Genomic DNA, 20963 nt, shown 5'->3' on the forward strand with positions numbered 1-20963 from the left:
GCTCGGAAAGTCCGCAAGTTCCCACTCACCACGGGACCCGCCGCCCCAGGTAATCAAGATACTGAAGGCCTGCTTTTCCCGCCTGCGCGTCGATGGTGTTTGCGAGGTTGGGAATGCTCTCCTCGATACTCAAGCGCGCCTGGGGGCCGCCGATCTCGGTGCGCACCCAGCCCGGAGCCATGAGCAGCAGGGTTCTCGAATCGTCGGCGTGACGCGCGGCGAAGCTGCGCATGAACATGTTGAGCGCCGCCTTGCTGCTGCGATACACCTCGAAGTGTCCGCTCTCGTTGTTGGCGACACTGCCCTGCCCGGATGACATGATGCCGATCGTGCCATCGGGAAGTACAAGATCCTGCAGCGCTTCGATGACGCGCATCGGACTCAAGGCGTTGGTGACCATCACGCGGACGAACTCGTCGGTCGACACATCCGCGACCGTTTCATGATCGGCATTCTTGACGCCGGCATTGACGAACAGCATGTCGAACTTTCGCGATGCCAGACGTGCACGCAGCGCGCCCACCTGATCCGGATGGACGATGTCGACAGTCTCGATCTCAAGCCGCCCGCTGCAAGCCTCCGCCAGGTCGTGCAGTCTGGATGGGCTTGCACCACGCTCGGTGGCAACAACGTTCCAACCGCGTTTGAGGTATTCCTCCGCCAAGGCGAGGCCAAGGCCGCGGGAGGCGCCAATGAGCAGAAGCTTTTTGTTCGAGGAGAGAGGTGGCATCAACCATGTCCTTTATCGACGCATTCAACGAAGAGCGACACGTCGCGGTCCGTCCGAAACGGAAAGACAGCATCCCGGAGCCAAAGATCCGGCATCAAACCGTCAAATTGATCGCTGGGCAGTAGCTGCCTTGGGTAACGGACGGTCAGACCATGTCTGGCGGACCATCATCAGTTCATTTCGCGCTCCTGTTCACTTCCACCTTTGCACAACAACCTGTGCGCTGCGGTTGAATTCGCAAAGGTGCGTTGCCATGGGCCAGCTCTTCCAGCATCACGCAGTCAGCGCCCGACCCGCCGGGGCACGATTGATCGCAGCTGTCCACAAAGGAAGCGATGCTCCGTTCGAGTTCCTGCAGTTCAGCGAGCCTCTGTCGTATCTCCACCAGATGCGTGAAGGCGAGATCCCGTGCCTCGGAGCATGAGCGTTCGCGATTCTGCACCAGCGACACCAGCAGCCGGACCTTGTCAATGGGAAATCCGAAATCACGGCAGCGGCGGATAAAGGTCAGGCGGCGGACATCGGCCTCCCCGTAAACACGTTGGCTACCGGGTTGACGAGAGGCTGTCGGCAGCAGGCCGATTTCTTCGTAATAGCGGATGGTGGGAGTGGTCGTATCGGTGACTTTGGCCAGGTGCCCGATCTTCATTTCCGTGCTCATAAGGTCTTGAACTTCAAGTTACTTGAAGGAATAGGGTAGTGCCATTCCACCGGAAATGAACCTCATGACTGACCCAACTGCACCCGGACCCGCTTGCTCGCTGGAAGGACGCGCATTTCAGGAGCGCATTGCCTGGATTGCGGAATTGAACCGGAAGCATCTGCGCCACGCCCGGCGCCAGGGCACCACGCTGACGCTGATCTATGACCCGGCCGCGCGACACGACGTCGAAGCACTGGTGTCACGAGAGCAGGAATGCTGCGCCTTCCTGGAATTCAGGATCACCCACAGCAGCGAGGGAGTCTGTCTCGACATCACCGTGCCTGCCCACGCCTCCCGGGGTGCAGATGCACTGCTGGCACCTTTTCAAGGCAGCCGATCGACAGCAGAGGCGACTGCATGCTGTGGAGCCTGTATCGAACCGGTTAGCCCCGTGAAAGCTGGGCGGATCGCGGGAGCTGCCACAGCCACATCGGCGACAGCGGTCATCGCTTGCGCCGCCTGTTGCTTGCTTCCCCTGACCTTCCCGGCTGTCGCCGCAACGGCGATGGCGGGCGGCCTGCTGGGATGGCTGGCCGGCGCGCATGTATGGCTGACCGTTCTGGCGGTACTCGCCGTCGTGGGTGCATGGCTATGGGTATGGAGACAGTCCGTGAAGCACAAGGCAAGACTGGCCAGCTCAACCCTGGGGCTCATGGGGCTCGCAAGTCTGGTGCTGGTTCTCGCGCTCGCATGGCCGCATATTGAACCAAAGCTGATCACATGGTGCCTGTGACACTACCCACTTCGAATATGCCGGAACCGGGGTCAGCGTCGACTTTTTGAAGACGTTGCCCTATCTAAAGTGCACACCGCCCCCTGTTTTCGCTCCCTGTTTTCGCTCGGCGTCGAGGCAAAAGACTCAACGGTGAGTCGGAGAGTGTCAGCGATGAGATGCCATCGCTTCAGTGATGGCATCGGAAGACTCAAGCGGCATGAGCAGGGGCTACGGGTCGGCGTGCCCAGGAAAGTGCATGCTCACCGCGGTTTTTGCGTGTCGATCTGCGCGCCCGTCGTTCGTCGAAGAGTATGAAAGACATCCTCGTCGCCCTGAACCAGGAGAACACACATGGCCAGCAAGAACACGATCTGCCTTTGGTATGACGGCACTGCCCTGGATGCCGCGACGTTCTACGCCGAGACGTTTCCGGACAGCGCCGTGGGCACGGTCTATCGTGCGCCGGGTGACTATCCCGCCGGCAAGCAGGGCGGTGTTCTGACGGTCGAATTCACGGTCATGGGCATCCCGTGCCTGGGATTGAACGGCGGCTCCGGGGTCCCGCACACCGATGCGTTCTCGTTCCAGGTGGCTACCGACGACCAGGCCGAAACCGACCGCCTGTGGAACGCGATCATCGGCAACGGCGGCCAGGCCAGCGCCTGCGGCTGGTGCAAGGATCGGTGGGGGCTGTCCTGGCAGATCACCCCACGCGCCCTGATGGCCGCGATCACCGACCCTGATCCCGCCGCCGCCAAACGCTCGTTCGACGCGATGATGACGATGACGAAGATCGACATCGCAGCGATCGAGGCGGCGCGGCGTGGCTGACAGTGGCCACTGTCAGCCGCTTTGGCATAGGAGTCAGAGTCGCCCATTCGAAAAATGCACTCTGACCCGAACGTAACTTGCTTAAGCTAAAAATCCTCGCTTTCGTCATTCCTGCGCAGGCAGGAATCGCCTTGCAACAGCGAAGCTGGTCACCCAGTGGCGTCGGCATTGCGCGGGTTGTCAAAGGCACTTGATCCTCGCCTACGCGAGGATGACGAGCTTGAGTAAATGCCATTCAACGCTGCCCCCGCTTTTCCATGGCGTCATGCAATAACCGGGAACCTTCCCATGCCCCCCACCATCACCGCCTTCGAACACTCGCCCGATCGCGGCAAGGGACTCGCGCGCGACATGCGCGTCCGCTGGGCGCTTGAAGAAGTGGGCCAGCCTTACGAGGTTCGCCTGGTTTCTTTCAGCGCGATGAAAGAACCCGCGCATCGGGCGCTGCATCCTTTCGGGCAGATTCCCACCTATGAGGAAGGCGATCTTGTCCTGTTCGAATCGGGAGCGATCGTGTTCCACATCGCGGAGCACCATGCAGGCCTGCTGCCGGACGATGCGAATGCGCGGGCGTGCGCCATCACGTGGATGTTTGCCGCAGTCAACACGATGGAGCCACCCATCCTTGAACTCCAAACCGCCAAGTTCCTGGAGGGCGACAAGCCCTGGTCCAGGCAACGCCTGCCTCTCGTCCTGGATCGCATCCGTGACCGGCTGGGCCAACTTTCCGTTCGCCTTGGCGATGCCGACTGGCTCGACGGCACATTCAGCGCAGGCGACCTCATGATGGCGGGCGTGCTGCTCAGGTTGAAAGCATCGGGCCTGCTGGACGAGTATCCGAATCTCGCCACCTATGTCGCCCGCGCCGAAGCGCGCCCCGCCTTCAAGCGTGCTTTCGCCGATCAATTGGCGGTATTCACTGCTCAGCACCCGAGCGGCTGACGAAGTTCCGCCCCGGTTTCCATCGGGCAAGCTCAACTCGCTTCCTGTTTGCCGGGCTACGGACGTGGCGATTCCATCTGCTCTCGCGCATAACGCGTGGGTGGCATTCCGACATGGCGGGTGAATGCAACGCTGAACGTGCTTGCGGAACTGTAGCCGACGCGCTGCGCAATCTCGGCGACGCGGCCTTCGTTGCGGCGCAGAAGATTCTTCGCGAGTGCCATGCGCCAGGTAAGCAGATATTCCATCGGCGCGACGCCGACCGCGCAGTTGAAGCGCTCGAAAAAGGTCGAGCGCGAAAGCGCAGCCTCCTTCGCGAGCTCGGACACCGTCCACGCGTGCGTCGGGCGTTCGTGCATCCGGCGGATCGCGGAAGAACGGGATCAGCTCACTCCGATCCTTTGTTTCTAAAACGCGATCACTTGAGACGCGTCAAGTAAGCCTTGAACGCGGTTGCCCATGTTTGGCCGCCATCCCGTGAGTAGGCGATCTCATAGCGATGAGAGTTGGCCGTGATGTCGGACCAAACGCCGCGTACCAGAACCGTGCGGCCCTTGAAAACGGTCGTGCCGAAGAACTCGCCCCGACCGTCCTTGAAGGTTCCGATGGTCGGGGCCTCGATCTCTCCCGAGTCACTGTCGATGTAAGTCTGGCTCCACTGCCCGGCCTTGGCGTTATAGACGAAGAGCGTCGCGCCCTCCCAATGCCCACTGGGACCGTCGGCCTCGATTTCCTCAAGCCACGCGCGGCCGCTCCAGACCGGCCGAGCTGTCTTTGTGCCGTCCATGGTCTCCGTATGGGTCCCGCCATCGAACGGATCGAGCACCTGCGTAACATGCGTGTGCCAAGCCCCGCGGGCGAAATCGAAATCATGCGAGCCGTCCCGAGCCGGCTGGGTCGCGGCATTCAAAGACGAGCATGCAAGAACACCGGCAATCATGATTCCGCGTAACAGCAGTCTCCACATCATCGCGCTCTCCGTATGACCAAACCCGAGACGAGACTTTAGGGAAAACCCGCAGCGCCAGTGGGGCCAATCGGAGAAATTTAAGGTGGTCCACTTCGCCGGACGCGAAGTCGGAGGGCTTCGATGGCGCCGCGGGCATAAGCCACGCTGGCAACCCGTGCTTCGTTCAACCATCGAGAACAACGGTCTTCCGCGAGCCCCGAAGACCGGTGGGCAGATTGGCACACACCGCGTGTTGCCGAGTGCAGCCAGTTATCCGAAGTGCTGGGTTTCCCGTCAAAGCAGCCTGCATGCTTTCCCGGAAAGTGGCGTCCATGACACTGGGAAAAATTGAAAGCGCGCCAGGCGTCTCCCGCGACTAGAGCACGCGCCGCAGCGTCTTCAGACCCTGCTCGATACCCTTGAGGTCAACGGCCCCGTAGCCGAAAACCAGGCCTTCCGATGTCGGCGTGCCGAAAAAATAGCGCTCGAACGAATGCAGATGCACGTTTGACTCCAGCAATCTTGCGGTGACGCGTTCGAGGTGCCTGGGCAGGATCGAGAACGCCGCCACATGCATGCCGTAATGCGACTGCATCGGTGACAGTTCGCCCGAGAAATCCGACCGGAGTATCTCCCCTATGAGATCCCGTCGCTTCCTGTACACGTCACGGAGCTTTCGCACGTGCCGCGCCAGATGCCCATCCGCGATGTAACGGGCAACCGCCATTTGGGTCAAAGTCGGGCAATGCCAATCGAGACAGTTCTTCGCCGTAATCAGCGCCGGCATGGCCCAGCGGGGCGCCACCACGAATCCCAGTCGCAGTGCGGGAAGCATGCACTTGGAGAAGGTGCCGACATAGAACACGTCATCCGCGGTCGCCGTGGATCGCAGGGCCTGCAACGGCGTGCCGTCGTAGCGGAATTCTCCGTCGTAATCGTCCTCGACGATGACGGCCCCCTGCTTGCGAGCAAAGTCGAGCAGCGCTTGCCGCCGCTGCGCGGACATGGATACGCCGAACGGAAATTGGTGCGAAGGACAGACACAGACGATGTGCACAGGGATCGGCAGGGCATCGACCACCAGACCCTGCGCATCGACCGGCACGGGCACCACCTTGGCACCGGCAGCGAGGAAAGCGGCACGCATCGGTGGGTAGCCGGGATCTTCAATGGCGACCGTCGTGACCCCGGGGGTTACGAGTACACGGGCGAGCATATCGAAAGCCTGCTGTGCACCGGCGGTAACCAGCACGTCGTCGGGCTCGCACACGACCGCGCGCGAGATGCCGATGTGCGTCGCGATGGCTGCCCTCAGCGGGTAATGACCCTGGTTGCCCTGCGGACTCTTGAAAGCAGGAGGCTTCAACTCCATTCGCCGGAGCTGCTTGGCACTGACCCGACGAAATATTTCGAAGGGGAATAACCGCGGATCGACCAAGGCGGGCCGAAAATCCAGGGATGCGGCTGCCCCTGGCGGCCCTGTACGCGAACCGTCGTGCCAGAAGTTGAGCGTTCGGGCCAGCTCTGGCTGGCACCACAGCGAATTCAGACGCGGGTCGGGCGTTTGCTTGGTCGGGAAGCGTTCGCGCGGCGGGCGACTTTGCTTCGGCGCCACATACGTTCCCGATCCTTGCTGGGGCCGCACCAGCCCCTCGATCGCCAGCCTCGCATAGACCCGGGCAACCGTGTTTCTCGACACACCGAAAAAGACGGCCGACTGACGCTCCCCCGGGAGTTTGGACCCGGGAACCAACCGACCATCATGGATTGCCGCGCGCAACTGCGCATAGACGGATTCCGCAGACCGGCGGCTTCCTCTGGGCGGAGGGTCAAAAGCAATTTCGAACAGATTACTCATACCTTCCACATCGGAAACCGCTCAATGGCGCGGGACCTCGAAGAAGTCACCCGCAGCTTCAAGCATTGTTTGAACAAGAACGGGATCGGGTTCACTTGCGCCCTCACCAAAAGTAAACCTGACCACGTCTTTCGCCCGGCACGGTATGCGGCCCGCTCTTCGCCCACACCGGTTTGCGAACCACGCGCCTGCCCGAGCCTCTGCGATTCCACCTGACGGATGATGTCGCGCACAGTCCTTGCGTCGCCGAAGATGGCATTCCCCAGCACTGACAGCGTGTGGTCGGCGAACTCAGCTTCATCACTGGCTATCACCACATCGCCATGAGCCGTAATCATGTCGATCAGCCGGTTGAGTCTATCGACCTGCTCCAAGGTCACGCCGAAGATGTAGCGGCCACCCGCGTCGTCAGGTATCTCCTCCGCGGCTTCAGGCTCCGCGCCGGTCCCAGACGCAGTCTCGCTTTCGAACCGGCAGGCCGGCCACGAGAGGTTGTCCAGCACGAGTCCCATCTGCTCCGCCAACAATTCAAGGCAGATCGCCACGTCTCCTACGCTGATCTCGGGGATCCGTTCCTGCCCCTCGTCCGCCGTGCGCGATTGCGCCAGATGCGACAGGAATTCGGCATGCTCGCGCAACTTCTTCAGCCGGAGCTGGCTGTCCTCCGGCAGGAAATAGCCCATCGTTTCCAGATCATCCGCATCGAACGTCGACATGGTCGCCTCCTGGTTCCATGAAGTGCCCGTCCATGGCATGACGACGGACGGGGTGTCGGGAGGTTAGAAACCGCACACAACCGGCGGGCTTATTCCCCTTGCGGGTGTTGTATTCACCGCCCTCCCGACGGTGATTACCCTCCGCCCCTCTTGTCGGTGAATTTAATTACCTCGGCTCCCTTATCGTTGCCAACAGCCTCGGCGGTGGCACACGTCGTGGCGAAGCAGGCCATGGCATGCTCGACAGGCTTGGCAGCGGCGGCAACGACGCAATTCATGGTTGACATGTTGCAACTTGAAATTGGCCATGTCAACAACCTGAAATTGCTTTTTCGCGAAGGCGGGTGCGCAACAATGCGTTGCCTCTACTCGACGTCCCAGGCCTGAGCGCGTGGCGACGGTGCAACGACAGGAACCCGGATGACAGCACCCTACGAGGATTTCGCGGACCGCCTGCAGCAGACGCTGGACCGCGCCCGTTTCGTGCAAGGACGCGGAAGAACGAGCGCCCTGGCAGACCGCTACGCCGTGTCGCGCGAGACAGCCCGCAAATGGCTCACCGGCCTTGCCCTGCCCGAGCTTGCCCGGATCATCGAACTGGCCAAGGATTTCAACGCCAGCTTCGAATGGCTGGCCACCGGCCGGGGCCATTTCCGCGTGGGCGTGGGAGAAAAATCCTCCGTCTATCAGCGCCTCACCGACGACGAGGGCCGCCTTCTCGACGCCTTCCGCAACCTGCCCGAGCCCAAGCGCCAGCTGCTGGTGGAATTTCTCTCCTGAGTTTTACTGTGCCTCATCCTCGGACGCGCGAAGCATGGACATGGATCGAGTTGTTGAGCGATGGCGCGATAGACCCAAAGGCGGCGGCAATTACCCGCCGTCCTCTTATCGGTGAATTTAATTACCTCCGTCCCCTTATCGGACAGTTAGTTGCTTTAGTACGCCACCTAAGCAGGCAGCCGCGGAGAAAGCCATGGCAGACATCTTTGATGACGATTTCATGGGTGGCGGGGGACTCGACAACTCGCTGACGATGAACCCCAGTTACCCGTTCAAGACGTACCAGCACAGGTTCGTCAGAACGATCAGTTTGCGCGGTACAGGCTGGGACGGATCGCACCACCAGGAGTTGATGATCGAGCTCCAGGGCCAACTCTTGCTTCGCATCTCGCGCAACAACGGCATGGACACCTTTCAGATCGGCGCCCACGCGAGCAAGTACAACACGCTCGTGGAGCGGCACGTCAGTGCGGACACGATCACTTGCCGCAGGGTCCTGCAGGCGTTCGGTGAAGTGCGCAAGCTCTCCCCTAGCTACGACCGCGCCAACTGCAGAAGATTTGCCCAGGACATATTCGAGGCGCTGGATCCTGACGTGGCTGATAAGTTTCAGGAGGAGTCGGGTGGACGGGGTAGCAGCCGGCAGGAGATCAAGGATCTCTTCTTCTGATCAAAGCCTGAGGTATCCCCACATTTCTGGCGTGAATCCATACGCAAGAACGGGGTCAGGTTCACTTTCGGGCAGGATGAAAGTGAACCTGACCCCGTTTTCGACCCCGTTTTCGGACCCCGGTTCTGGCGCATCCCGCACTGACATAACCCTAACGAGCGTCGTTGTTGAATGCAGGCACTTACCCACGGAGAGACGCTCATGAAGACACGAATCAGCGGTATGGCCACGACATGCGTGGTGGCGATCACCCTTGGCCTGGCCTGCGGGTCAGTGGGTGCACAGAGCCTGGGCGGTCTCGGCGGGAAGCTGGGTGGAATGCTCCCCGGTGGCGGCGAATCCGGCAGCACGGGCAACGTGGCAGGCATCCTGCAGTACTGCGTCAAAAACAACTATCTGGGCGGCAACTCAGGCGCATCCGGCATTGCAAGCAAACTGCTCGGCAAGACCGACGGCGGAGCGAGCAACTCCGATTATTCCAGTGGCGCAGACGGCATCCTCAAGGGCAAGGACGGCAGCACCACGAACCTGGGCAGCATTGGTGGCGGCAACAGCGACATGAAATCGAAGCTGACAACCAAGGCTTGCGGTGTCGTCCTCAAGCAAGGCAAATCGCTCGTGGGAAGCAGCGCATCGTCATCACCCCTGGGCAAGGCCGGATCGCTGCTGGGACATTGATCGGCGTTCCTGATCAAGGGGGACGGGGAAGGACGTGCGTAACCAATGAAAAGAATGGGGTCAGGTTCACTTTCTGCGAGGATGTAAGTGAACCTGACCCCGTTTTCGGTTTGGTTTCCGTTTTCGGTCTTCGCCCTTAAAAGGGTAATATATCGAATCGCTGAATTTCCCAAGGAAATAATCCAATGTCGCGTTTAAAAGTTGTTGTTCTTTCCTTTATAGCCTGCGCTATCTTTCACATGCCATTGCCAGCCATGGCGGTTACCGGTCTTAATGGAATCGTCAAGGTTGTTAACGTAATGGACAAGAATTTCGATATGGCCGACAAAAACCATGACGGCTTACTTAGTAAGGAAGAGGCCGCCAACGGCAATGTTCCATTCATTGTGAAGCACTTCGATGCTATAGATACCCAGCACCGGGGCCTAGTATCGAAAGACGAGGTGCATCAGTTCATCATAAAGTTTCTAATGCGTGATCAACACCCTCCTGCATCGTCATCTACACAGCACTGAAGGTGCCACAGTATCACTGTAGAACATGCTGAATCCTTATTTAAAGAACGAAAGAACGGGGTCAGGTTCACTTACATCCTCACCTGAAGTGACCCTGACCCCGTTTTGGGCTTGACCAGTTAGCTTTTATGGACGGCCACTCAAATCGTGAGAGCAGCGCGCCGGTGGCGAGCCGCCGAGATCGCAAGCACACCAGCCGAGATCGCGAAATAGATCGCACCAAAGGCAGCATACGGAGCAATGTCTGCGGGGCTTGGCACGATCCCCTCAGCGGCTTGCCTGATAAAGAAGGCCCCAGCCAATGTCGATTGCGCTCCGCTAAGAATCATCGGCCATTGCGCACCAAAACCACGCCAACGCCGAATGCCGGTGGCAAGTTGCAGAAGGCCCGCGAGAGCTGCCCAGACACCAAAAACATCAAATACGGCATGGGCGTCATAGTTCAGTGCGGCTATCACGGCGATGGCGACAAGAGCGCTGGCAACGACATTGGATGCTTGTGTGGGATTCGCCTTGAAGCCTCCGTTTCGCTTTGCATCAAAGAAATTCGCGATGGCATCCCACGCGGGATACACCACCAAAAACACGCTTGCAAGCGGGGCATTGGACTTCCCTATCGCGAATGCCGCACCCACCCATATAAATGAAAAAATCGCGCGGATCGCGTAATAACGGGTCAACCAGCCCGCGCTCTTGGTCGCAGCACTATCAATGACTCGTGACATATCAGGTTACCTTCATCTGGCTTGGGCTTAGGGTTATCGAAATTGGAGCCAAGGCGTTCCGACAGCGCGTTCCTCAATGGAACGCGCACGCTGAAAGGAACTCCGTGTTCTGTGCGATGACTCATCGTCCGCCGGGATCACGCCCCGCCAATCCCGCACCAGTCCTTTTCGACAGGGATGTAGTCGGAACGAAGCAGTGCCAACAGACATAACCGGTACTTCGTTTGCTGGAGTCGACTGGTTACATCGACGACGGACGAACGAATCAAGGCGGGTCAGAGCCCGTTCCGGGGATTTGGGTGCAGGAGGTGGCGCGTTGCGTGCGACGGTCCGGGCATTGCGCGCAAGGTTGGGAAGACTTGTGCCCGGACGTCTGGGACCTGCACGCGGGTCAACGGGCGTTGCCCGTTGATGGCGGTAGTGGGTGCGTTGCATATACAAAAGTGCACCCCGGCCCGGGCTCTACTTCCTGTCCCGTTTACGCGTTCTGTTTCAGCGGGAATAAACTGCGTCCGGCCTGGTGCTGCCATCCTGGCACCAGCATCGCCGTGCTCCATCGAATGACGGAGGTCGACCCATGCCGCACGGAAAGATCTGTTACCTCGAAATCCCCGCGAATCGGGAGCAGGACTCGGCCACCTTCTATTCCAACATCTTCGGCTGGGAGGTCCGGCAGCGCGGGGACGGCAACCTGGCCTTCGACGACGCGGACAGCGTGAGCGGGACATGGGTCAAGGCGGCCGACCGGACGCCGGACGAACGGACCCGCGTCTACATCATGGTGGATGACATTGCCGAGGCGCTCCGGCAGATCGAAGCGGCTGGCGGCAGGGTGCTCACGCCGCGCACGGAGATCCCGTCCGGCATGGGTGCTTTTGCGGTGTTCGCCGATCCGGTCGGCAACGAGTTCGGGCTCTACGAGGAGCCGCCGGGCTGAGCGGGAGTCGTGCGCCCGAAAACTGGACAGTTCCTGCCTGTTTTGCCCGTCTGCTGTTTTGCCACACGTCGAGCAAAAAGCTCGGGAGCTCGGGCAAACAGCTCGGCGCGCCGAGAGACAAGCGAACGGAGGAAGTTGGCCCGGCTTAACTTCCTCCGTCCCGGTTTCCGACCCCGTTCCTGCAACAGCCCAGACGCGATCAGCCTGGATTGGTCGGCGTCGGCACTGGGATCTGCTGCACCTTGGCCTGTAACTGCGCAAGCTCTTTGGCGGACAGCTGCGTTGCAACTTCGGACATGTGGTCGCCGACCTTGCTCAGCTCATGCTTGGCGTCCAGGCGTGCGGCAGCGGCAAGGTGATACCACGCCTGCGCCGGATCCTTCGGTTTGCCGTCACCATACTGGTAAGCGAAGCCCAAGGCGTAGTGGCCGTGCGAATCGTTTTTCAACACGGCCTTGTCGGCCCATTGCACACCTTCAACCGGGTTCTTCGGAACACCCTTGTCGCCGCTGATCAGAAGGTAACCAAGCGTTCCTTGGGCTTCAGCCTGACCGTGTTGTGCAGCTTCACGTAACCAGCGCACACCGGCCGCCACGTCGGTGTGGTCAAACCCATTCCAGATATACAGCGAGCCCAGGATCAATTGTGCGTCCGCATCACCCGCGTTCGCGGCTTTGAGAAACCACTGCTCGGCCGCCGCCTTGTCCTTGCTCGCTCCCATCCCGCCGTTCAGCTGCAAGAGGCCCAACATCGACATGCCCTTGGTTGAGCCGGCATCTGCGGCGCGTCGGATCCACGCCAAGCCGTCATTCGGCTGCCCAGAGAGCATGCCCTGCAAACCAAGGAATCCGCCGTAGGTGACCATGTGGTCGGTCGAACCGTCGGAAAGACTCTTGCGCATCCACTCCAAACCCAAGGATGGATCGCGGGGGACACCATTGCCATCCCAGTAAGCCGCACCGAGCAGCCATTGCGCATCCGTATTGCCTTGCAGGGCAGCCTTGCGGAACCACTCCACGCTCGCTGCCTTGTCCTTGGGATCCTTGCTGGCAACCAGGACTTTTCCCAGCGCGACTTCTGCAACGGCGTTGCCCGATGCCGCCTGTTTCTGCAGCTCCGATGTTGAAGGTTCGCCCGGCGCGTTAACTGCTCGCGCCGGCACGCACATTCCCATGCCGAGCAGCGTACCCAATGCGAAAATCACATGCGGACGAACCATGACATTCTCCTGTCCCGGCGATTTATGACGGAAGGTAGGCCGCTGAGGCTGGCAAAATGCCGTGATGCATCACAATTCACCACGCGGGGCATAAAGTGGGGACACACGGCTAGCTGGCCCAGCTACCCGAACGGCGGAACGGTCGAACGGGGTCAGGTTCAGTTACTAAGCTTCAGGAAGTGAACCTGACCCCGTTATAAGCCTATAAGCCCAGGCATCATGCTCAGGGGGTGGACAGGATGATAGGGCTTCGATAAGCATAAACGACAGATGCCTGCCCCTTCCACGCCGCTCGACGAACTGCTGCAACTGCTGCCCGACGCGGTGGTGCAAACGGACGCACGATGGATCATCACCTTCGTGAATCCCGCCTGGCACAAGCTCACGGGCCATCCGGTCGACGGGACGCTCGGCCAGTCCTTGCTCGACTTCGTGCACCCCGACGACACGGGAGCCTTGAGAGCAGGCATGCCGGTGTTCCGCTTGCGCTTTGCCGACTCGGACCATCACTGGATGCGTCTGCCGTTGCACCCGAAGACCGATGCCGCGGATCGCGTGATCAGTCGCCAGGGCGTCCTGATCGAGATCACCGAGATCGGCGAGCAGGTATTGATGGAAGACCGCCAGCGCTTCCTGCGGCTGCTGGAAACCATCGACGGCATTGTCTGGGAAGCGGAGTTTGGCGTGGGTAATACGTTCCTCAGCCCGCAGGTCGAGCGCCTTTTCGGCTACTCGGTGGAAGAGTGGCGGGCCGACCCGGGTTTCTGGCGGGCGCATGTGCACCCCGACGACCTGGCCGAAGCTCTGGTCATTGACGATGCCGCGTACCACGCCACGCACAGTTACGCGTACGAGATGAGTTATCGGTTGATTGCCAAATCCGGCAAGGTCGTATGGGTGCGCGACCTGTGTCGCGTCGATGTCGACAAGGGCCGCCCGAATCGCATGATCGGCCTGATGATTGACGTGACCCAACAAAAAAATACCGAACTCGAGCTGGTGCAATCCGACAACCGCTATTCACTCGCCACCCGCGGATCCAATGACGGCATCTGGGATTGGAACCTGCAAACGGACGTCTTGCATGTGTCCCAGCGCTTCAATGAGATTGTCGGGCTGAGCAACACCGGCAACCTGCATGATGACGGCTGGCATTTTCTGCAACAGCTCATTGATCCCGATGACCATGAGCGCGTGCAGACGGCGTACCGCAGGCACCTGTCGGGCAACCGCCCCAACTTTTCGGTCGATTTTCGCGCTCGTCATGGATCGGGGCGATTGGTGTGGCTCAACTGGCGCGGGGTGGCCCAATTCGAAAACGGCGTTGCAGTTCGGATGGCCGGGTCGCTGAGCGACCTGGCCGAACGCGGCAGCTCTTACGACGCCTTGACCAACCTGCCCGGCCGGCCCTTGTTTCGCGATCGCCTCGAGCACGCCGTCGCGCTGCATCAAGACGGTGCCTCGAAACGTCGTGACACGCCGACACAAGGCGACAACACGATGTTCGCCGTGCTGCTGCTGGACCTCGATCAGTTCAAGGCAGTCAATGACACCCTTGGACACCATGTAGGTGACCAACTGTTGCAGAAGGTTGCGCGCCGGCTTGAGTCCTGCGTGCGGGCTGTTGATCTTGTCGCGCGCATGAGTGGCGATGAGTTCAACGTGCTGCTTGAATCTGTCGATCACGCGGGCGCAACCGATCGGGCCCGACAGATTGCCGCCGTCCTCGCGACCCCCTATCAGATCGGCACGCACACCGTGACCTGCGTCGCAAGCATCGGGGTGGTCAGCAGCCAGGCCGGCTTCGCGACCACCGATGACTACCTGCGCGCCGCAGACGCCGCCATGTACCAGGCCAAGAGCCATTCACTGGGCGTGTGCGTTTTTTCCGGAAAAGAGGACACAAAAAAGGGACAGGTTCATTTGCAAAACCTAATCAAATGAACCTGGCCCTTTTTTGGGCTAAGCACGGCAGGAAGCGGGGAAAGGGTTCAGAGACATTTTCAACGCTGAAAAATGTCTCTGAAGACTCATGTCGCCGCTTCCCGCTACTGATAAGTCGGAAACTGCCGCACGATGGGCGGCGTGTGGCCCATGGGCGAATGCGCGGGCAGCGCGAGGTAGGTGGCTCGCTCTTCGCGCACGCCGGGCTTCGTACCGTGCGGTGGCTCCAGCGCCTGCGCATTCACGTCGCTGATGATGTCGCGCAGCTTCATCACGTCGCGGACGATGGCATCCCCCATGATCGACAGCGTGACGTCGGATAGCTGGCCCAGCTGCCCGAACGGCGGAACGGTCGAATGGGGTCAGGTTCAGTTACTAAGCTTCAGGAAGTGAACCTGGCCCCGTTATTGGGCTTCGTACCGTGCGGTGGCTCCAGCGCCTGCGCATTCGCGTCGCTGATGATGTCGCCTAGCTTCATCACGTCGCGGACGATGGCATCCCCCATGATCGACAGCGTGACGTCGGATAGCTGGCCCAGCTACCCGAACGGCGGAATGGTCGAACGGTCGAACGGGGTCAGGTTCAGTTACTAAGCTTCAGGAAGTGAACCTGGCCCCGTTATTACTCAGGCCGACCCAGCAGAAGTCATGAAGATCACGAGAAACAGAAATCTCGGCAGATGTCACTTGGGGCTTATCGGCGTGCAGTGTTCGTCGCGGATCAAAGCGTTCTTCCAGTTGGTTTCCCAGGTCTTGCCGTTGTCTGGCGAGAAGGCCTGCTCCCATTTCGCTACGACTTGCGAACCCTTCGGGTTCACCGTCCAAATGAATCGCACGATGACGGGTTTGCCATTGTTGGTATCGTTGCCAGTGAACACGCCTACGTTGCCTTCGAATTTGCCGATGACGGGCGGCTGGATCATGCCGTCGGAGAAATGGTTGTCGACCCAGTAAATCCGCCACAACCCGGTCTTCGGATCGTAAGTGCGTAACGTCACGCCAATGAAATCCTTCAGGTAACTCGCGCGCATGATATCCATGCCACCGATGCCGCCAGGCAACGGGCTGCCTTCGTCGCAGGTGACGAAATCCTCCCACTGATGAGAGCCGACCAGACGTCCCACAAGGCGGTGATTGGGCATACGCCACTTGCCGTATTCAAAATCGAAATCGTGAGAACCATCGCGGGTCTGCGCGGTTTGGGCGGTGGCCGGCACCTGAGAGGTGGACGCGGCGCGAGATATGTCCGCGCAAAAAGAAACAATGACAATCGACACGCTGAGGGCGAGAAATGGGGGCAAGATTCGGAAACGCATGATAGGTACTCCAAAATAGATCGATAAGCGCCGATCAGGACGTGATCGGATATTCCATTTTCCCTTTCACACCATCGGCAATTTCAGCCCCTGCTCTTTCGCACACTCAACCGCAATCTCATACCCTGCATCCGCATGCCGCATCACGCCAGTGCCGGGATCATTCCAAAGCACCCGCGCAATCCGCTTGTCCGCCTCCACCGTGCCATCGCACACGATCACGATGCCGGAGTGCTGCGAGTAGCCCATTCCCACCCCGCCGCCATGATGCAGCGACACCCATGTCGCGCCGCCAGCCACGTTCAACATCGCGTTGAGCAGCGGCCAGTCGCTAACAGCGTCGCTGCCCTCGAACGGGATCAGGTTCAGTTACTAAGTTTCAGGAAGTGAACCTGACCCCGTTATTGCGTTATTGCAGCTTAACTCCCTCCGTCCCGGGTTCCGGGTTTCCGGGAAAAGTGCACTCTGCCCCCCTGTTTTCGGCCCGTCTGCTGTTTTGCCACACGTCGAGCAAAAAGCTCGGGAGCTCGGGAGCTCGGGCAAGCAGCTCGGCGCGCCGAGAGCCAAGCGGACGGAGGAAGTTAGCCCGGCTTAGCCTCCTCCGTCCCGGTTTCCCGGTACAAATCATGAAATCGTTGCACCCGGCTTAATACGTTCGACACTCTTCCATCGAATTCGTGTAATTGATGACCGATGGCTTCGTACACTTTTACCGCGTCAGAATGAGACACATTGGACAAAGTGGTAAGAAGACCAACCAAATCCTTCTGCAGCATTACGACATCGTTCTCTAGGTTCTCTTCAACTATTGATTTGTCGTTTATGCTCTCTGCGTGTTTCTGAATTTGTCCACTAAGGTGTCGCAGCAAATCAACCTTTATCGCTGCCTCCGAACCTTTTACTAATAGACTTCCTTTTAGTTCCACGAGCTTTACTTGTCGGTTGAATTTATAACTTAAAATTGACGCCACGAGGCTGATGCAAGAAATTGAAACGGCGATAAAAGATGCAACCAAAGTCAACCAGTCCTTTAAACTCATCGTCGCCTCCTAAAAAGCTACAGGGCAAAAAAAGGGGACTTGGCTAAGCTCGAAAAATCGGCCCGTTCATCCACTTGGCCAACCAGATTTAATTAGCCATGCCCCTTTGATTCGATTTGGCAGAACCGGGCAGCGCCACGTTCAGCGTTCCGGTCAAGCAACCTCCCTCGGTTTCGGCCAAGGCCGAGAAAGTGCACTCTGACCCTTGTTTTCATTCATGGGTTTCTCTTGAACCAATCCCAAGCTTCCTTTGGCAACATACCCTGCCTTCTCTTCAAGTCGATGCCAAGAACCAGATGGGTGGCTTTCATATTTAGATTTTTTGCCGTTTGGGTGAAATGATCCGAAAGTTCACCGGCGCTCAACTCCGACCCAATTAAATAACTGCTCTTAATGTAATGCCACCATCGCGTTATTTTTGGATGCCCCACAAATGCCTCATGGAATGGCTTGTATGGAATATTCGACTGCCGATCAAAGGTAACGATGTAGTAATTCATTTATCGTCTCCACCATTCGATTCGTGATCGATGAAGATCGGCTCTTTTATCGAGGCAACAATAGACACTTGTTCAATGATGTCACCCGCGATTTGCTTTGATTCCGTACCCATTGCTTCAAGCTCGTATTTCTTTATTCGTTGCACATGAGTCTCGGAACGACAAAAATCCGGATCTTGATGTGATTTCCATGCGTAAAGTGGAACGAATGAAAGGACAGGAACAACGATCAGAACACCGGCAATTATGTCGACAAAAGGGCGATCCGGAAACGCAACCAACAAAACAACTCCTGCACCAAGGCATAGAAGAAGGTATATCAAGAATGGCCGAAATCCGCTCGATTTCTCGGTCTTTGCGAACCAGTCTTGGGCGGATTTAACCCAGTCAAGGGGATTGAACGGATTTGGCAAAGAATTTCTCCATTTGTTAGCCCGCACTTGAAGCGTCGCATCTGAAACCAGGTCAGAGTCGACTTCTCCCAAATTGAAACTTCGCACTCCTGCCGTTCGCTAACATCGAACAGCCCGACCATTACTCGCTTGAACTGAACAAAAGGAGTCAAGTTCATTTCCCTGACTCTTCAACTCATCAAACCATCGGCAACTTCAACCCCTGCTCCTTCGCACACGCCACCGCATCCTCATACCCCGCATCCGCATGCCGCATCACGCCGGTACCCGGATCGTTCCACAGCACCCGCGCAATCCGCTTGTCCGCTTCCGGCGTACCGTCGCAGACGATGACCACGCCGGAGTGCTGCGAGTAGCCCATGCCTACGCCGCCGCCATGATGCAGCGACACCCAGGTCGCGCCGCCGGCGGTGTTGAGCATGGCGTTGAGCAGCGGCCAGTCGGAGACGGCATCGCTGCCGTCCTTCATCGCCTCGGTTTCGCGGTTGGGTGAGGCGACGGAACCGGAGTCGAGGTGGTCGCGGCCAATCACCACCGGCGCCTTCAGTTCGCCGTTGCGCACCATTTCGTTGAAGGCGAGGCCGAGCTTGTGGCGCTGGCCGAGGCCGACCCAGCAGATGCGCGCGGGCAGGCCCTGGAAGCTGATGCGCTCCTTGGCCATGTCGAGCCAGTTGTGCAGGTGATGGTCGTCGGGGATGAGTTCCTTGACCTTGGCGTCGGTCTTGTAGATGTCTTCCGGATCGCCGGACAGCGCGACCCAGCGGAACGGGCCGATGCCGCGGCAGAACAGCGGGCGCACGTAGGCCGGCACGAAGCCGGGGAACGCGAATGCGTTGGCGAGACCTTCGTCCTTCGCCATCTGGCGGATGTTGTTGCCGTAGTCGAAGGTGGGGATGCCCTGCGCGTGGAACGCGAGCATCGCCTCGACGTGGACGCGCATCGACAACTTGGCCGCGTCGCGCGTGCCTTCGGGGTCGGCTTTGCGTTGCTCAAACCACTGCTCCACCGTCCAGCCGCGCGGCAGGTAGCCGTTGACCGGATCGTGCGCGCTGGTCTGGTCGGTGACGGCATCGGGACGCACGCCGCGCTTGACCAGTTCGGGCAGCACGTCGGCCGCGTTGCCAAGCAGGGCGATGGATTTCGCCTCACCCGCCTTGGTGTATTTCGCGATGCGCGCCAGCGCGTCGTCCAGGTCGGCAGCCTGCTCGTCGACGTAACGCGTCTTCAGGCGCATGTCGATGCGGCTCTGCTGGCATTCGATGTTGAGCGAACACGCCCCGGCCAGCGACGCGGCCAGCGGCTGCGCGCCGCCCATGCCGCCGAGGCCGGCGGTGAGTATCCAGCGCCCTTTCAAGTTCCCGTTGTAATGCTGGCGACCCATCTCGACGAAGGTTTCGTAGGTGCCCTGCACGATGCCCTGCGAGCCGATGTAGATCCACGAGCCGGCCGTCATCTGGCCGTACATCATCAGGCCCTTCTTATCGAGCTCGTTGAAGTGCTCCCAGGTCGCCCACGCCGGCACCAGGTTGGAGTTGGCGATCAGCACGCGCGGCGCGTCCTTGTGCGTGGGGAACACGCCGACCGGCTTGCCGGACTGCACCAGCAGCGTCTCGTCGTCGTTCAACTCGCGCAGGCTGCGCAGAATCGCGTCGAAGCACTCCCAGTTGCGCGCCGCGCGACCGATGCCACCGTACACCACCAGCTCCGCCGGGTTCTCCGCCACCTCCGGATCGAGGTTGTTCTGCAACATGCGGAACGGCGCCTCGCTGAGCCAGCTCTTGCAGGAAAGCTCGGTGCCGCGCGGCGCGCGGATGGTACGGGTGGTGTCGATGCGGGTGGGGGCGTTCATGGGCGGGTCCTTCGAAGACGGCAAGACAAGGTACGAACACCGATTATGCGGCGCGCGCGCGGCCACCGCCAATCGGCATAGGTCGCCCTGGGTGCGGTCGGGCTTATGGCCGATTGCCGGGGTTGGGACAGCGGCAGAGACTGGTAAAGGGGATCCGGGGGAAACCGCCATAGCGAACTCCGAGGAGGCTGTCATGCACGCCACAGGCTTGATGACCCGGTTCACCGTTGTCGCCGCAATGCTTGTTCTCATGGGATCCACGCAGGCCGCTGACAAGAAAGCGCCGACCGATGCGCAAATGATCGCGAGCGCGATGCGCGCCGCACCGGCGCGGGTGGCAAGGGACGCGACGATCGTGGCGATGGAAGCGGACGGGACCATGCGCACGCTGCGCAAGGGCAGCAATGATTTCACCTGCATGCCGGACAACCCGGAGATACCGGGACCGGATTCGATGTGCATGGACAAGAACGCGATGGAATGGGCACACGCGTGGGCCGGGCACCAGCCGCCGCCGGCCGGCAAGATCGGCTTGATCTACATGCTGGAAGGCGGCACGGATGCGAGCAACACGGACCCGTACGCGAAGAAACCTGAAAGCGGCAACCACTGGGTCAAGACCGGGCCGCATTTCATGATCGTGGGTGCGGACCCGGCTTTTTACGACAACTACCCGAAGAATCCGGACCCCGACACGGCGGCGCCGTATGTGATGTGGGCCGGCACGCCGTACCAGCACTTGATGGCACCGATCAAGTAATCCGCACCGATTGCCAGGGTGCGAATGGATCCTCGTCTGCCGATTCGCGCCGCGTGCACGAATCGGCTCGCGAAAGTGCATCCCCTGGGAATTCCCGGGCGTGGCATCTCCCCACCATCGCCGGCCGCGACCCTGCCCATACCGGGTGATGGCATGTAACCGCTCGCCATGGCC

Annotated in this window: 23 protein-coding genes and 2 pseudogenes; 10 read left to right on the forward strand and 15 right to left on the reverse strand. The window is 59.8% G+C overall.

The annotated features are described in order from the left end of the window. Positions 1-25 precede the first annotated feature (25 nt). Together ACYVKM_RS11195 and ACYVKM_RS11200 are read right to left on the reverse strand one after the other, a co-directional pair. Positions 26-730, reverse strand: a complete 705-nt coding sequence (locus ACYVKM_RS11195) for an SDR family NAD(P)-dependent oxidoreductase (protein ID WP_460877660.1) — start codon at positions 728-730, stop codon at positions 26-28. A 175-nt stretch (positions 731-905) separates the two neighbouring features. Then, positions 906-1379 carry a MerR family transcriptional regulator gene (locus ACYVKM_RS11200; protein ID WP_460877661.1) on the reverse strand — a complete coding sequence of 158 codons (474 nt, stop codon included), beginning with the start codon at positions 1377-1379 and terminating at the stop codon, positions 906-908. Between the two features lie 76 nt (positions 1380-1455). Here ACYVKM_RS11200 and ACYVKM_RS11205 point away from each other — a divergent pair, with 76 nt between their 5' ends. The 3 genes from ACYVKM_RS11205 (at position 1456) to ACYVKM_RS11215 (ending at position 3921) form a co-directional block, all read left to right on the forward strand. Beyond that, on the forward strand, positions 1456-2166 hold the full coding sequence (locus ACYVKM_RS11205; RefSeq protein WP_460877662.1) for a hypothetical protein: 711 nt from the start codon (positions 1456-1458) through the stop codon (positions 2164-2166). 333 nt (positions 2167-2499) lie between these two features. After that, positions 2500-2979, forward strand: coding sequence for a VOC family protein (locus tag ACYVKM_RS11210; protein WP_460877663.1), 480 nt, complete (start codon positions 2500-2502; stop codon positions 2977-2979). A 288-nt stretch (positions 2980-3267) separates the two neighbouring features. Then, positions 3268-3921 carry a glutathione S-transferase family protein gene (locus ACYVKM_RS11215; RefSeq protein ID WP_460877664.1) on the forward strand — a complete coding sequence of 218 codons (654 nt, stop codon included), beginning with the start codon at positions 3268-3270 and terminating at the stop codon, positions 3919-3921. A 56-nt stretch (positions 3922-3977) separates the two neighbouring features. On the opposite strand, the pseudogene ACYVKM_RS11220 reads toward ACYVKM_RS11215, so the two are convergent. From ACYVKM_RS11220 to ACYVKM_RS11235, 4 genes and pseudogenes are all read right to left on the reverse strand, one after another. Next, a pseudogene (locus ACYVKM_RS11220) lies at positions 3978-4292 on the reverse strand (helix-turn-helix transcriptional regulator); the annotation flags it as partial. Between the two features lie 47 nt (positions 4293-4339). Further along, positions 4340-4888 (reverse strand): hypothetical protein, encoded by a 549-nt coding sequence (locus ACYVKM_RS11225; RefSeq protein ID WP_460877665.1) that lies wholly within the window; start codon positions 4886-4888, stop codon positions 4340-4342. Positions 4889-5246: 358 nt separating this feature from the next. After that, positions 5247-6728, reverse strand: coding sequence for a MocR-like pyridoxine biosynthesis transcription factor PdxR (pdxR, locus tag ACYVKM_RS11230; protein WP_460877666.1), 1482 nt, complete (start codon positions 6726-6728; stop codon positions 5247-5249). Continuing rightward, positions 6725-7444: an XAC0095 family protein gene (locus ACYVKM_RS11235; protein ID WP_460877667.1), complete on the reverse strand. Its 720-nt coding sequence runs from the start codon at positions 7442-7444 to the stop codon at positions 6725-6727. Before ACYVKM_RS11235 ends, pdxR begins: the two co-directional genes overlap by 4 nt. 420 nt (positions 7445-7864) lie before the next feature. Between ACYVKM_RS11235 and ACYVKM_RS11240 the strand changes: the two genes are divergently transcribed. The 4 genes from ACYVKM_RS11240 (at position 7865) to ACYVKM_RS11255 (ending at position 10087) form a co-directional block, all read left to right on the forward strand. Further along, positions 7865-8224: a helix-turn-helix domain-containing protein gene (locus ACYVKM_RS11240; RefSeq protein ID WP_460877668.1), complete on the forward strand. Its 360-nt coding sequence runs from the start codon at positions 7865-7867 to the stop codon at positions 8222-8224. Positions 8225-8417: 193 nt separating this feature from the next. Next, positions 8418-8894 (forward strand): hypothetical protein, encoded by a 477-nt coding sequence (locus ACYVKM_RS11245; RefSeq protein ID WP_460877669.1) that lies wholly within the window; start codon positions 8418-8420, stop codon positions 8892-8894. 240 nt (positions 8895-9134) lie between these two features. Then, entirely contained in the window at positions 9135-9572 is a 438-nt protein-coding gene (locus ACYVKM_RS11250) for a DUF2501 domain-containing protein (protein WP_460877670.1), read from the forward strand. Positions 9573-9757: 185 nt separating this feature from the next. Beyond that, the gene (locus ACYVKM_RS11255) at positions 9758-10087 is read left to right on the forward strand and encodes an EF-hand domain-containing protein (protein ID WP_460877671.1); all 330 of its coding nucleotides are present in this window, start codon (positions 9758-9760) and stop codon (positions 10085-10087) included. Positions 10088-10227: 140 nt separating this feature from the next. On the opposite strand, the gene ACYVKM_RS11260 is transcribed toward ACYVKM_RS11255, so the two are convergent. Continuing rightward, on the reverse strand, positions 10228-10812 hold the full coding sequence (locus ACYVKM_RS11260; protein ID WP_460877672.1) for a hypothetical protein: 585 nt from the start codon (positions 10810-10812) through the stop codon (positions 10228-10230). Positions 10813-11389: 577 nt separating this feature from the next. On the opposite strand from ACYVKM_RS11260, the gene ACYVKM_RS11265 reads away from it, so the two are divergent. Then, positions 11390-11749, forward strand: coding sequence for a VOC family protein (locus ACYVKM_RS11265; RefSeq protein ID WP_460877673.1), 360 nt, complete (start codon positions 11390-11392; stop codon positions 11747-11749). Between the two features lie 199 nt (positions 11750-11948). Here the strand turns inward: ACYVKM_RS11265 and ACYVKM_RS11270 are convergent, their stop codons facing one another. Then, on the reverse strand, positions 11949-12968 hold the full coding sequence (locus tag ACYVKM_RS11270; RefSeq protein WP_460877674.1) for a tetratricopeptide repeat protein: 1020 nt from the start codon (positions 12966-12968) through the stop codon (positions 11949-11951). 270 nt (positions 12969-13238) lie between these two features. Here ACYVKM_RS11270 and ACYVKM_RS11275 point away from each other — a divergent pair, with 270 nt between their 5' ends. After that, positions 13239-14912, forward strand: a complete 1674-nt coding sequence (locus ACYVKM_RS11275) for a diguanylate cyclase domain-containing protein (protein ID WP_460877675.1) — start codon at positions 13239-13241, stop codon at positions 14910-14912. A gap of 104 nt (positions 14913-15016) precedes the next feature. Here the strand turns inward: ACYVKM_RS11275 and ACYVKM_RS11280 are convergent, their stop codons facing one another. From ACYVKM_RS11280 to hutU, 7 genes and pseudogenes are all read right to left on the reverse strand, one after another. Next, entirely contained in the window at positions 15017-15211 is a 195-nt protein-coding gene (locus tag ACYVKM_RS11280) for a hypothetical protein (RefSeq protein ID WP_460877676.1), read from the reverse strand. Positions 15212-15594: 383 nt separating this feature from the next. Next, positions 15595-16227: a hypothetical protein gene (locus ACYVKM_RS11285; RefSeq protein ID WP_460877677.1), complete on the reverse strand. Its 633-nt coding sequence runs from the start codon at positions 16225-16227 to the stop codon at positions 15595-15597. Positions 16228-16293: 66 nt separating this feature from the next. Then, positions 16294-16578, reverse strand: a pseudogene (locus ACYVKM_RS11290) (urocanate hydratase); the annotation flags it as partial. 230 nt (positions 16579-16808) lie between these two features. After that, the gene (locus ACYVKM_RS11295; RefSeq protein WP_460877678.1) at positions 16809-17267 is read right to left on the reverse strand and encodes a hypothetical protein; all 459 of its coding nucleotides are present in this window, start codon (positions 17265-17267) and stop codon (positions 16809-16811) included. 215 nt (positions 17268-17482) lie between these two features. Continuing rightward, the gene (locus tag ACYVKM_RS11300) at positions 17483-17767 is read right to left on the reverse strand and encodes a hypothetical protein (RefSeq protein ID WP_460877679.1); all 285 of its coding nucleotides are present in this window, start codon (positions 17765-17767) and stop codon (positions 17483-17485) included. After that, positions 17764-18252: a hypothetical protein gene (locus ACYVKM_RS11305; protein ID WP_460877680.1), complete on the reverse strand. Its 489-nt coding sequence runs from the start codon at positions 18250-18252 to the stop codon at positions 17764-17766. The genes ACYVKM_RS11300 and ACYVKM_RS11305 overlap by 4 nt, the downstream gene beginning before the upstream one ends. A gap of 106 nt (positions 18253-18358) precedes the next feature. Continuing rightward, on the reverse strand, positions 18359-20029 hold the full coding sequence (gene hutU / locus ACYVKM_RS11310; protein ID WP_460877681.1) for a urocanate hydratase: 1671 nt from the start codon (positions 20027-20029) through the stop codon (positions 18359-18361). Here hutU and ACYVKM_RS11315 point away from each other — a divergent pair. After that, on the forward strand, positions 20028-20789 hold the full coding sequence (locus ACYVKM_RS11315; protein ID WP_460877682.1) for a hypothetical protein: 762 nt from the start codon (positions 20028-20030) through the stop codon (positions 20787-20789). The two genes, hutU and ACYVKM_RS11315, sit on opposite strands and share 2 nt — an antisense overlap. Positions 20790-20963 lie beyond the last annotated feature (174 nt).

This window comes from Rhodanobacter koreensis (assembly GCF_054782855.1).